At 53.1% G+C, this 12,420-nt stretch carries 11 protein-coding genes; 5 read left to right on the top strand and 6 right to left on the bottom strand.

What is annotated here, in order from left to right; translation table 11 throughout:
* The first annotated feature begins 54 nt into the window (after positions 1-54).
* Positions 55-222 carry a hypothetical protein gene (locus BN1247_RS17610; protein ID WP_157360849.1) on the top strand — a complete coding sequence of 56 codons (168 nt, stop codon included), beginning with the start codon at positions 55-57 and terminating at the stop codon, positions 220-222.
* A gap of 74 nt (positions 223-296) precedes the next feature.
* Here the strand turns inward: BN1247_RS17610 and BN1247_RS05175 are convergent, their stop codons facing one another.
* The 4 genes from BN1247_RS05175 to BN1247_RS05160 all read right to left on the bottom strand — a co-directional run bounded on the left by BN1247_RS05175 (position 297) and on the right by BN1247_RS05160 (position 4,213).
* Positions 297-950, bottom strand: coding sequence for a Crp/Fnr family transcriptional regulator (locus BN1247_RS05175; RefSeq protein WP_187119730.1), 654 nt, complete (start codon positions 948-950; stop codon positions 297-299).
* Positions 951-993: 43 nt separating this feature from the next.
* On the bottom strand, positions 994-2,901 hold the full coding sequence (locus tag BN1247_RS05170) for a heavy metal translocating P-type ATPase (protein WP_054949436.1): 1,908 nt from the start codon (positions 2,899-2,901) through the stop codon (positions 994-996).
* Between the two features lie 26 nt (positions 2,902-2,927).
* Positions 2,928-3,146 (bottom strand): heavy-metal-associated domain-containing protein, encoded by a 219-nt coding sequence (locus BN1247_RS05165; protein ID WP_054949435.1) that lies wholly within the window; start codon positions 3,144-3,146, stop codon positions 2,928-2,930.
* A 137-nt stretch (positions 3,147-3,283) separates the two neighbouring features.
* Positions 3,284-4,213: an ATP-binding cassette domain-containing protein gene (locus BN1247_RS05160; protein WP_054949434.1), complete on the bottom strand. Its 930-nt coding sequence runs from the start codon at positions 4,211-4,213 to the stop codon at positions 3,284-3,286.
* A gap of 172 nt (positions 4,214-4,385) precedes the next feature.
* Between BN1247_RS05160 and BN1247_RS05155 the strand changes: the two genes are divergently transcribed.
* The 4 genes from BN1247_RS05155 (at position 4,386) to BN1247_RS05140 (ending at position 7,021) form a co-directional block, all read left to right on the top strand.
* Positions 4,386-4,889 carry a DUF1885 family protein gene (locus tag BN1247_RS05155; RefSeq protein ID WP_390622060.1) on the top strand — a complete coding sequence of 168 codons (504 nt, stop codon included), beginning with the start codon at positions 4,386-4,388 and terminating at the stop codon, positions 4,887-4,889.
* 191 nt (positions 4,890-5,080) lie between these two features.
* Positions 5,081-6,304, top strand: a complete 1,224-nt coding sequence (locus tag BN1247_RS05150) for a DNA polymerase IV (RefSeq protein WP_054949432.1) — start codon at positions 5,081-5,083, stop codon at positions 6,302-6,304.
* On the top strand, positions 6,301-6,642 hold the full coding sequence (locus BN1247_RS05145) for a YolD-like family protein (protein WP_054949431.1): 342 nt from the start codon (positions 6,301-6,303) through the stop codon (positions 6,640-6,642). Before BN1247_RS05150 ends, BN1247_RS05145 begins: the two co-directional genes overlap by 4 nt.
* Positions 6,643-6,655: 13 nt before the next feature.
* Complete coding sequence (locus tag BN1247_RS05140) at positions 6,656-7,021, top strand: YhjD family protein (protein WP_054949430.1); 366 nt, start codon at positions 6,656-6,658, stop codon at positions 7,019-7,021.
* Between the two features lie 84 nt (positions 7,022-7,105).
* Here BN1247_RS05140 and pyc read toward each other — a convergent pair whose 3' ends face one another.
* Together pyc and BN1247_RS05130 are read right to left on the bottom strand one after the other, a co-directional pair.
* Complete coding sequence (gene pyc, locus BN1247_RS05135) at positions 7,106-10,555, bottom strand: pyruvate carboxylase (RefSeq protein WP_054949429.1); 3,450 nt, start codon at positions 10,553-10,555, stop codon at positions 7,106-7,108.
* Positions 10,556-10,683: 128 nt separating this feature from the next.
* The gene (locus tag BN1247_RS05130; protein ID WP_054949428.1) at positions 10,684-12,159 is read right to left on the bottom strand and encodes a potassium/proton antiporter; all 1,476 of its coding nucleotides are present in this window, start codon (positions 12,157-12,159) and stop codon (positions 10,684-10,686) included.
* Between the last annotated feature and the right edge of the window lie 261 nt (positions 12,160-12,420).

Below are 12,420 nucleotides of genomic sequence, written 5' to 3'. Positions count from 1 at the left end.
AAAGTTGTCCAATAATGGGCAAGATGATAAACAAAAATTGGAGGATGTCTAATCGTGATCTCCCAAAACTACGAAACAGCGAACTTAAGCTCTGAGCTGTTGCATAAAGTGCAATCGCTCGAGCGGGAACTGCGCGCAAGTGCGTCGCGGGACATTGTACTCATCGCTTACGAAGCGAAAGGGACACACAGTGAGACGTTAACAGATGGAGAAAAGCCCTAAAACGACGCACGGGGCACAGTACACCCGTGCCCCCCGATCCTCCTTAATGACCACCCCGTACTCCCACCCGTTCCTTAGGAAGCGTGGATCACCTCTTTTAGCCGCTCCTCATTAAGGATGACCATTTGGCGCCTGCCGACTAATTGAATCCAGCCTCGCTGTTGGAAAGAAGACAACGTGCGACTTAGCGTTTCTTGGGACATACCTAAGTAGTTGGACAGTTCTCCTTTACTAATGTCTAGCGTCAATGTTTGTCCCGTGTCTGCCGTCGTGTGCGCTAATTCCAGCAATGTCGCTGCGAGACGTTGCTCGACACTGTGCAAGCTAAGTTGTTCGATTAAGCGTTCACTCATGGCGAGCCGCTTACTCATTTCCCGTAACAGCTTGAGCGCCATTTGCGGAAACTGCTCCAGCAAGCGTTGAAAGTCCTCGCCGCGGATCACACACACCTCGGTCTGCTCCAAAGCTTCCGCATAGTTGTCTTGCGGTTGATCGTCAAACAGACCGTATTCCCCGAAAAAATCCCCCGGCGTCAATATGCGTACAATTTGTTCTTTTCCTATTGGCGATAAACGGTAAATTTTCACTTTCCCGCGGTGAACGATAAACAATTGATCGAGGAGCTCACCCGCTGTCGCTAACGATTCACCTTTATTTACAGATGCATAGTGTGTACAAGTGGCGATTGTCGCCATCTCGTCGGCTGTCAAATGGTTAAAAATCGGCACTTTGCTAACGCACAAAGCAGCGCTACTGTTATGGCGACATGCACTAGTTTCCAACGTTTAACATTCTTTCCGCCTTGACTTTAGAAGATGGCTTTAACCTTTTCTGTTCTGGTTTAATCCTTAGTAAGCGGATTGCATTAAGGATTACGAGGATCACGCTTAATTCATGGATTAGCATCCCTGAGGCCATAAATATTTTATTGAACAACACCCCGAGCATGAGAAGGATAACGACACTGACGGAGAAGACGATGTTCTGGCGAATATTGCGCACTGCCGCACGGCTCAGTGCGAAGGCGTACTGTATTTGCCGCAAATTGTCTGTCATTAAGACGACATCGGCCGTTTCCATGGCGACGTCCGTACCGGCAACTCCCATCGCGATGCCGAGGTCCGCTGTCGCCAAGGCAGGCGCGTCGTTAATACCGTCCCCCGCCATCGCCACAGTTTTCCCGCGCTGTTGCAGTTGTTCGATGACGCGCACCTTATCTTCAGGCATTAAATCGGCATACACAGTCGTAACTCCTAGTTGTTCAGCGACAGCGTCAGCCGTGCGCTGATTGTCTCCCGTGAGCATGACGACTTTCGCAATACCTTCGCGTTTTAATTGCTGCACGATGTGAGCCGCGTCATCGCGGACGACGTCGGCGATCGACAGGCGCCCGATAATGCCCCTGCTCTCGTCAGCGAGAAGGACAGCTGTCTGTCTACGCCTTTCTTCTCTCTGTAAATCATCCTCGATCGCCGTGGAAATGGCCACACCGTTATTTTTCATCAAGGTACGGTTCCCTAGCAATATGTGTCGCCCTTGAAGGACTGCTTTCACCCCTTGACCGGGAAAAACTTGAAAGTCTTTTGCCGCAGGAATGTCACTGTCTTCCAGCTCGTCCCGCGCTTTGGTGATGATCGCTCGCGCCAAGTGGTGCTCAGAGTGCGTCTCCGCCCCAGCGGCCAAAGCGAGAATGTGCGCTTCTGTTCCTTCGTAGGCGCGAACCCCTGTAACATGCGGTTTGCCTACCGTCAACGTCCCCGTCTTGTCAAAAGCGACGACGTCCACTTTCCCCGCCTTTTCTAAATAGTCGCCACCTTTGATGAGGATGCCGTTCTTCGCCGCATTTCCGATCCCGGCGACGATCGACACGGGAACGGAAATGACGAGTGCCCCCGGACAGGAAATGACGAGCAAGGTCAATGTCAGTCTAACATCCCAAGTGACAAAGTAAACGAGCACGGCCAACACCATAATTGCCGGGGTGTAGTAGCGGGAGAAGCGTTCGAGAAACCGCTGGGACGACGCTTTCGTTTCTTGCGCTTCTTCCACCATTTGCACGATGCGGGCGAAAGTCGTGTCTTCCCCAACTTGTTCGGCTTGCACTTCTAAATAGCCGGTTTCAAGTACCGTACCGCTGTACACGTCGTCTCCGGGCTCACAGCGAACAGGTTCGGATTCTCCAGTAATGGCAGCTTGGTTGACGGAAGCATGCCCGGCAACGACTGTTCCGTCGATCGGGATCTTTTCCCCTGGACGAATGAATACATTCTCCCCCTTGACGACTTCAGAGGGGGAGATGTTTTGCTCGACACCGTCGCGTATGACTCTAGCCTCGGTAGGAGAGAGGGCTAATAAATTTTGTAAGGACGACCGCGTTTTTTCTAGTGAACGCTCTTCGAGGTAAGACCCGAAGATAAACAAAAAGGTAACGGCTGCCGCTTCCCAAAATTCTCCGATGAAGAGCGCCCCTGTCACGGCGCCGGTTACTAGCGCTTCGATCCCGACTACTTTAAAGCGCACGAGCTGGATCGCTTTGCGGGCGATCGGATCACCGGCGAGAACAGTCGCGAAGACGAAGAGCCCATCAGCCACTAACGGGGTAATCTCAAAGTAACGCAGTGCGAGCGCTAGGACGATAGCACTTCCGGAGAGAATGACTATCTGTTTTCGATTCAACACGTCGTTTACCTCCCGATGCGATTCGTTTAAGACGGGACGCCTATTACTTCATAGCCGAGGTCACCTAGCGTTTGTTTGATAGTGTCCCCAGAGACGACATGTTCGTCGAATGAAACCTTTACTTTGCTGGAGTGGAATAGCACCTTTACTTCTCGTACACCTTTCGTTCGCGCTAACACCGTTTCAATGTTTTGGATACAACTCGGGCACGTCAACGCTTCTAATTGAAATGTTTTTTTCAGCATGAGTGAAACCTCCTCGTTTTTTGGTTCACTTTCATCATAAGCGTTCGCCCGTTATGTTTCTTTGACTTAGATCAAAAAACGACTAAAGAAATGACTAAATGACCATAAAAAAATGACTGCTGACAAAAATAGTTTTGTCAACAGCCGTCGAGCGACTTGCCTGTCAAGTGTAAGTAGACCCCTGCCAGCGTTGGCTCAACCACTTTCACCGATTCGGTAACTACGCCCGTTTGCTGCCACTCGGAAAACATTTGTAACAGCAATTGCTTCGGTTGGCTTGTCCAAATGCGTATCGCATCCTCCTCGCGGTCGACCGTGTGTACGAGTGCCTGTTGCTCGACATAACTAATTAACGCTTCCAGCGGGCGACTGCGGACGATCACTTGCGACTGCCCGCCTAACGAGCCGCGCAACTCCTCTACTGTGCCTTCCGCCAAAATTTTCCCGCCGTCCATAATAGCGACGCGCCTTGCAACCCGCTGCACTTCGTCGACGCGGTCAGTGGCGTACAGTAACGTCAAGCCTCCTTGCTGCAAGGTGGATACGACCTGTAAGAAGGACTCCCTCTCTTTCGGTCGCATGCGCTCAGTCGGTTGATCCAACATAAGCACTTTTGGATCGTGTAACAGTGCCGCGGCGAGGTGCACTTTTTTTTGCTCTAATAACGGAAGCGACTTAACGGTGTCGTCGCGTTTCCCCGTAAAGCCCACTTGTTCCAGCCGCTGCTCGATCCTCTCACTCGAGTGGCGTGCTTTTAAATCGAGCAACCGCCCCCAGAACATCAAATTATCCTCCACAGTCATCGAGCGAAAAAGGGCAAGCGAACGGGTGACGACGCCAATGTATTGCTGTGCTTCCAAAATATTCGGGTACACGCGGTTATTAGCGACTGTTACCTTACCGCTCTCGGGAGAACGCACACCGGACAACAGTTGAATAAGTTCTGTTTTTCCTGAACCTGCGTCCCCCAATATGCCGTACGCTTCCCCGGAAGCGACGTGAAAGTTCAGGTCCGTATACGCTATATGATCAGCTACGCGAGCTGCAACATTTTGTACGTCTATCATCGTGTAGCCATTACCTCCTCTGCTGTTCATCCTATCATTCTCACTGCCGTTCGTCCACTTAAGAAAAGCGACTTCACCCCGTCCCTTGCCCCCGTCGAATCGCCAAAGGCGGGTTAGTTGAAAAACCGCTTTCAACGTGCTAAGATGGCGACATACGATACTCGGTGTGGGAGTGAATATTTTGCCACAAAGTGCTTATGTTAAATTAGTTGCCCAATCGACGCAACAGTCACTCACGTTAGACGATGTCGAACAAAAATTTTCCCGCTATATCGAGCAAACCGGCCATACCGGCAAGCAGTTAAACTGGGACTACTCGGACCACGCCTTCCCTTACACGATCGAACACAAGCCGGAAGGAGAAGGGGTGTGGTTTTACTTAAAAGGTAAAGACCCTCAGTTGTACAAAGGAATGATCGTCGGCATCGGCAGCGAACCCCTCGACGTGGACGACGTGACTAACACCGAAGCTGTAACGTCGACCAAACGGGAACAGGCGGAAATGGAACAACCGCCGCAAAACGTGCGCCACTTTATCCAAATCGTCCTCCCTGATGGCGCTTTGCACGGCGACAAGGCGAAAGGCAACGAGTTCGCCAAGTATTTAGCGAAGCAGTTCCAAGCCGAATTGCACCTGTTTAACGGCCGTGTCATGTTCTTCTTCCCGCGCAAGTAAATGCAAGCCATTCATATCTGTCATTCATTAAGTGACTGGCGACCACCTGATCCGGTGGTTTTTTCTTTTTCCGCGAAATACCATGTTTCTTTTGCGGCTGATTATGTATAATAGTGATGCGAACATACGTTTCCGGCGAACGTATGACTCGCAAACTGTATAGTTCTTAAACTGAAACAGGAGGTGTCTGGATGGCGCAAACGATCCTCATGGCCGACATGCGCAGCTTTTACGCTTCAGTGGAAATCGCCTTAAACCCGAAGTTGCGCGGCCTGCCCGTCGCGGTCTGCGGCGATCCGACGCGGCGGAGCGGTATTTGCCTCGCCGCGAGTCCCGAAGCGAAGCGGCGAGGCGTGAAGACGGCAATGGCTTGCTGGCAGGTACTGGAAGCTTGTCCGGAAGCCGTCATCGTGCGGCCGCAAATGCAGACGTATATCGACTTTGCGCTGCGCATCCGCGACATTGCCTACTCCTTTACCCCTCTCGTCGAAGTGTTTTCCATCGACGAAATGTGGCTCGACGTCTCCGGATGTAAAGCACTGTTCGGCTCGCCGTGGGAAATCGCCCGCAAACTGCGGCAGCGAATCAAACGCGAGGTCGGCGTCGAGTGCTGTATCGCTATTTCGCACAACAAATTTATGAGTAAAATGTGCCTCGACCACGAAGCTAAAAAAGCGCCGCAACAAATCGCCGCCTGGCATCCGGCTGACGTCAAGCGTAAAATGTGGCCGATGCCGATCGAAAAAATGTACATGGTTGCCTCGCGTATGACGCGCAATTTTCAGCGGTTAGGCATTTACACGATCGGCGATTTGGCGCACTACCCGGTCGAGTGGCTCGAACGCCACTTCGGCATTATGGGTCGAGTGTATCACGAGCTCGCCAACGGCATCGACGACAGCCCAGTCTGTCCTGGGACGTTTCAAGAGGAAATGAAGGGCATCAGCCACGGAATGACTTTGCCACAAGACTACCGCGACCGGCGCAGCATCGCTGTCGTCATCCGTGAACTGGGCGACGAAGTGTGCCGCCGCGCCCGCACGCAAGGCAAAGCGGGGCGCACCGTTTCCCTTAGCGTACGCCATTTCGACTTAAATTCCGGTTTTCACCGTTCTCGCTCGATCGCGCACCCTTCCAACTTGTCGGAAGACGTCTGTGAGACGGCGTTTGCGCTGTTCGACGAACATTGGAACGGTCAACCGGTGCGCGCTGTCTCTATCGGACTGTCCAACCTCGCGCCGGATCGGCTGCAGCTCGAACTGTTTCAGGACAAAGTGAAGCAGCGCGCACTCGCACATACCGTCGACCAACTAAAAAATCGCTTCGGCGGTGCCGCCGTCATCCGTGCCGCTTCGCTAACCGACGCTGGTATGGTTTACGACCGCACCGCCAAAATTGGAGGTCACTATAAATGAAAGCACGCGGAAACAAACTGTTCGCCGGCTCGCGCATGATACTTCCGGAACACCGCCAACTACTATGCGAACGCATGGCGGCCGACGCGCACATCGCCAAACCGACGTTAGACGAACAACAGTACGAACAGATGGAGCGGGCCTTAGGACACATTTTGCAAGACCCGCACCGCCGTGCGCGAATCGTTCTGTGGCACCCGCAAGGCACCGTCGAAGCGAGGGGTCAGTTGCTACACGTCGATCAGCTCAACCGCACCTTACAACTGCGCGCGCACGGGGAAGTAGCTAGTCGATCACTGCCGCTAGACACCGTGTTACACATCGCGCCAGACGAGTGAGAAGTAGCTAGCGATGCGCGACAGTGACGTTTACGACCTCGTCTGCCGCTACGCCGTCTTACAAAACGTGTACAAGTCGCTACTGTACGACCAGCGCGCAGTCGAGAGTAGCACCTTAAAACTGCGGCGAGCCTACCCGTTTGTCCTCGCCGACGCCGTGCGCCGCGTTACAGACGCCCTGGGGCCAGTACTCGAAGCGCTACACCGCGAACGTTGTCGCATCTTAAGCGAACGGGCCGTCGGGAAGCACCACTACTACATCTTGTACCGACATCGCGGACAGATGACAGAGTGCCAAATCGAAGCACACGTGTTGCGCGCGCAGTGCGAAGACGCACTGCGCGCGCTATACAGTGACGAAGGACTCCCCGCTCGCTAGACGTCCCCTCTGCACATTGCCGTTGCATCCACTTAACGTCTTCACGGGTGCTCACGCGGCGCCGCATACGCGACGCCATCCCCGCTACTCCAATTCGACGAGTAAATCGTTCGTCTCGATCGTCTCGCCTTCGTGGACGTACACGTGTTTCACCGTCGCGTCGCACGGCGCCTGAATCGTCGTTTCCATCTTCATCGCCTCGGTGACGATTAAATGTTCGCCCTTCGCGATGCGGTCGCCCGCCGCGACCATCACTTTCAACACTTTGCCCGGCATTGTCGCCCCGATGTGGTTCTCGTTCCCCGCCTCCGCCTTCGCTTTTTTCACGAGCGTCACTTGTGCCTCTTCGTCCGGAATGGCCACTTCGCGCGGTTGCCCGTTCAATTCAAAATAAACGGTGCGCGTCCCGTCCGAGCGGATCGGTCCAACGGAAACGAGCTTCACAATTAACGTTTTGCCTTGCTCGATTTCGACAGCAATTTCTTCGCCCGGGCGCAACCCGTAAAAGAAAGTCGGCGTGTCGAGCACAGAAACGTCGCCGTACTCGGCGCGGTGCTTAGATTTATCTAAAAACACTTGCGGGTACATAATGTACGACATGACGTCCCACTTCGTCACCGGCCGCTTAATTTTTTCGTACAGCTCCTCGGCCGTCGCCGCCAAGTCGACCGAAGGCAGCAATTCACCTGGGCGGCACGTGAGTGGCTCGCGCCCTTTCAAAATAACTTCCTGCAACTTTTGCGGAAAACCTCGGTACGGTTGCCCTAAGTACCCTTGGAAAAACTGTGTGACCGAATCGGGGAAGTTTATCGATTTGCCCCGCTCGTATATATTCGTTTCATCTAAATCGTTCTGCACCATGAACAGCGCCATGTCGCCGACGACTTTCGACGACGGCGTCACTTTGACGATGTCGCCGAACATCCGGTTCACGGTACTGTACATGTTTTTAACTTCTTCCCAACGCTCGCCGAGTCCGACCGCTTTCGCTTGCTGCTGTAAGTTACTGTACTGTCCCCCGGGCATCTCGTGCGTATATATTTCCGCACTACTGCCTAACAAGCCGCTTTCAAAGCCCGCGTAATATTTGCGCACGTCTTCCCAGTAATCGTTCAGTTTTTGCAAGTTGTTTAAGTCGAGCCCGGTCGGACGCTCACTTTGTTCTGTCGCCGCGACGAGGGCATTCAAACTCGGCTGCGACGTCTGCCCCGACATGGCGCCAATTGCCGCATCGACGATGTCGACGCCCGCTTCGATCGCCTTTAGCAACATCGCGCCCCCGTTGCCGCTCGTATCGTGTGTGTGCAAGTGAATCGGGATGTTCACCTCTTGTTTTAACGCCGAGATGAGCTCGTATGCGGCGTAAGGCTTGAGTAGGCCAGCCATGTCTTTAATACCTAAAATGTGAGCGCCGGCGCTCTCCAAGTCGCGTGCGAGGCGGACGTAGTAGTCGAGGTTGTACTTCGGGCGGGACGGATCGAGAATGTCGCCCGTGTAGCAAATGGCCGCTTCGGCAACTTTGCCACTCTCGCGCACCGCTTCGATGGCCACTTTCATCCCGTCGAGCCAGTTTAAACTGTCGAAAATGCGGAACACGTCAATCCCCGCCTCCGCCGACGTCTTTACAAACTCTTTAATGACGTTGTCGGGGTAGTTTGTGTAGCCGACGGCGTTTGCGCCGCGCAACAACATTTGAAAAAGCACGTTCGGCACTTGCTGCCGCAATTTGGCTAGCCGTTCCCACGGACACTCTTTTAAAAAGCGCATGCTCGTGTCAAACGTCGCCCCGCCCCACATTTCTAAAGAGAACAACTCCGGCGCCAGCTTGCCAACCGCTTCGGCAATTTGCAGGAGATCGTACGTTCTGACCCGCGTCGCAAACAGCGATTGGTGCGCGTCGCGGAACGTCGTATCGGTGACGAGCACGTTTTGCTGTTCCTGCACCCATTTCGCCAGTCCTTCTGCGCCAAGCTCGTTCAGCAACTGTTTTGTCCCGTTCGCATACGGCGTGTCGTACGGGGTTTGCGGCAGGCGCGGCTTATCGAAACACGGTTTTTTCTCCCTGTGTGGCAAATCGGGAAAACCGTTGACGACCCTATTACCGATATAAGTGAGCAACTTTGTGCCGCGGTCGTGCTTTTTCGGGAACTTGAACAACTCCGGCGTCGTGTCGATAAACGACGTGTCGTAATCGCCGCTTAAAAAGCGCGGATGGTCGACGACTTTTTCCAGGAAAGGTATGTTCGTTTTCACGCCGCGGATGCGGAATTCTTTTAACGTGCGGATCATCTTCGTCGCCGCTTTTTCGAACGTCATCGCCCACGACGACACCTTCACTAACATCGAATCGTAGTGCGGCGTAATCGTCGCTCCGGCGAACCCGTTGCCCGCGTCGAGGCGAATCCCGAAGCCGCCGCCCGTGCGGTAGGCGAGAATGCGTCCGGTGTCAGGCATAAAGCCGTTCAACGGATCTTCGGTCGTGATGCGGCACTGAATGGCGTAACCGCGCCGCTCGATCTCCTCCTGTGCCGGGATCCCCACTTCTAGGTCACTTAGCGCATAACCTTGCGCGATGCCGATTTGCGCCTGAACGATGTCGATGCCGGTAATGAGTTCTGTAATCGTATGTTCCACCTGAATGCGCGGGTTCACTTCGATGAAGTAAAACTGATTGTCCGGTGTGACGAGAAATTCGACCGTTCCCGCATTGACGTAATTGGCCTCTTGCATCAATCGGAGTGCCGCCTGACAAATGTCTTGCCGGAACTGTTCCGTCAGTGATAAGCTCGGAGCGACTTCGACCACCTTTTGGTGCCGCCGCTGTACCGAACAGTCGCGTTCGTACAAATGCACCGCTTTTCCGTAGCGGTCGGCCAACACTTGCACCTCGACGTGCTTCGGATTTTCGATGAGCTTTTCCACGTATACTTTCGCGTCGCCGAAGGCGGACAGAGCTTCCGAACGGGCGCGGTTAAACATTTCTTCCAGTTCCTCCGCGGAGCGCACGATGCGCATCCCCCGTCCGCCGCCGCCAGCCGCCGCCTTAATGATGATCGGGTAGCCGTGTGCTTTCGTGAAGCGCATCACGTCTTGCAAATGATCTGTCGGGTCTTCCGTCCCGGGCACGACGGGAATACCGGCGCGAATCGCCAACTGGCGCGCGTTCACTTTATCGCCGAACGTGTCGATTTGCTCCGCGTCCGGACCGATAAACACAATCCCTTCCTCGCGACAACGGCGAGCAAACTGGGCGTTCTCCGCCAGAAACCCGTACCCGGGGTGAATCGCGTCGACGTCGTGCCGCTTCGCGAGGTCAATAATGCCTTCAATATCTAAATACGCTTGGATCGGCCCTTTTCCTTCGCCGACGAGATACGCTTCATCCGCTTTGAAACGATGCAGCGACGTCTTGTCTTCGTCAGCGTAAATCGCCACCGTGCGAATGCCGAGCTCGGTACAAGCGCGGAAAATGCGGATCGCTATTTCTCCGCGGTTGGCGACGAGTATTTTGTTAAACTTTTTCACTTCCCGCATGACGGTCACTCCTTCAGCATTGTTTTTCTCCACTCGCTATATTCGCTATATGTTAATCAACAGTTGATTAATGACATTCTACCAGATTTGCTACCAAAAGGAAGAATTATTTTTTGCATTATTTCGCATCAAGTCGGCTCTTCTACTACTTCTCGCTCTTCCTTTTCCGCTAAAAAAATATTTTTCACCCGCTCGCGCTGATCTTTAGCGACGAGTACATATAAAATATCTCCTGCTTTAAGCGTCGTATTCCCGTGCGGCGTAATAAGGCGCTCGCCGCGAACGACTGCCGTCACGAGCGTGTTTTCCGATAAATCCAACTCACTGAGCGTTTTTTCACTAACTGCCCTCCCTTCATCGAGGTGAATCTGCATCATTTCCGCATTCGTTTGCCCGATCGACACGAGCTCGAGACTGTGTGGCGCGGTCGGTTTTTTATCTTCCACGAGTCCTAACTTCGCCGCAACTTTGGACAAAGAAGCCCCTTGCACGAGAGCGGACGTAAACACGACAAAAAAGACGACATTAAAAAACAGCTGCCCGTGTTCCAGTCCAGCGGCGAGTGGATATGTACCTAATACGACGGGCACTGCACCGCGCAACCCGGCCCACGATAGTACGACCTTCTCCTTGAACGAAAATCCCATCCGTAGCGTACTCAAATAGACGGCGATCGGCCGGGCGACGAACATGAGGAGGGCAGACAACGCTAGCCCGTGCCACGTCACTTCCAGCAAATCTTGCGGGAAGACGAGCAAACCGAGCAAAATAAACATCAGGATTTGCATCATCCAAGCCAAACCTTCGTTAAAGCGCAAAATCGGCTGCCGAAACGTTAAATCGGCATTGCCGACGATAATTCCGGCAATGTACACGGCGAGAAACCCACTGCCCCCGACGAGCGCGGTAAAACTGTACGTCAAAATGGCACAAGCGAGTGACAGCACCGGGTATAGTCCCGAGGAATCGAGATTAATTTTATTAATTGCCCACACCGACAGTTTGCCGATGACGAACCCTAAAGCTAGTCCGATGCCCATTTGCAAGACAAACGTCAACAGGAGGGACCAATAACTTGCGTCAGGCGTTTGGATCAGTTGGATGAACGAAATGGTCAAAATGACGGCCATCGGGTCGTTAGAGCCAGATTCCGCCTCCAACGTAGAGGTGAGCCTCTTTTTAATATTCATCTCGCCCAAAACCATAAATACGGCGGCCGCGTCCGTCGAACCGACAATCGCCCCGAACAGCATCCCCTCGAGCCAAGAGACACCGAGAATAAACTTGGCACACACGCCGGTAACGACCGTCGTCAGTGCGACGCCGACTGTCGCCAGTGTAGCGGACGGCTTTAGCACCGGGCGCATGTCCACCCACTTCGTTTGCAAGCCACCTTCAAACAAAATAATCGTCAAGGCAATCGTACCGAAGAATTGCGTCAGTGATGCATTGTCAAAATAAATGAAACGATTGAGGATCATCCCGACGGCAATAAAAAAAGTCAAAGAAGGTAACCCGATCCGCAGCGAAAACTTAGCGGCCAACACACCGATAATCAAGAGAACTGCAAACAACAAGATCGCACTATCTGAAAAAAAAGGCAAACCAACACCTACCCTCACAAGTCGTGCCCTCGCGAGTCGTCCCTACCCAAGATGAGATGACATCTTAATTTATACCGTCGATATGAACCGATACGGGCTGATATGGGCTGATATAAGCCGAAAAAAATACCGCAAACCGATTATGCGGGGATAAACACTCATATTTGTAGTTTACCACAAAAAGTGTGGTGAAAATATATACAAGTGAAAAGAAAAGTAGCCCTCCGGACGAAGGCTGCTTGATTAATTTTCCTTCTTCAC

Origin of the sequence: Numidum massiliense (assembly GCF_001375555.1) — a bacterium.
Classification (GTDB): Bacteria; Bacillota; Bacilli; order Thermoactinomycetales; family Novibacillaceae; genus Numidum; species Numidum massiliense.
Note: the sequence above shows the minus strand (reverse complement) of the source record. Positions and strands in the feature narration are given on the sequence as shown.

What these genes read in the sequence shown, in the direction of transcription:
- BN1247_RS05165 (WP_054949435.1), bottom strand. Translation starts at nt 3,146, where the DNA reads ATGCTGAAAAAAACATTTCAATTAGAAGCGTTGACGTGCCCGAGTTGT.
- BN1247_RS05160 (WP_054949434.1), bottom strand. Translation starts at nt 4,213, where the DNA reads ATGATAGACGTACAAAATGTTGCAGCTCGCGTAGCTGATCATATAGCG.
- BN1247_RS05150 (WP_054949432.1), top strand. Translation starts at nt 5,081, where the DNA reads ATGGCGCAAACGATCCTCATGGCCGACATGCGCAGCTTTTACGCTTCA.
- BN1247_RS05145 (WP_054949431.1), top strand. Translation starts at nt 6,301, where the DNA reads ATGAAAGCACGCGGAAACAAACTGTTCGCCGGCTCGCGCATGATACTT.
- BN1247_RS05140 (WP_054949430.1), top strand. Translation starts at nt 6,656, where the DNA reads ATGCGCGACAGTGACGTTTACGACCTCGTCTGCCGCTACGCCGTCTTA.
- pyc (WP_054949429.1), bottom strand. Translation starts at nt 10,555, where the DNA reads ATGCGGGAAGTGAAAAAGTTTAACAAAATACTCGTCGCCAACCGCGGA.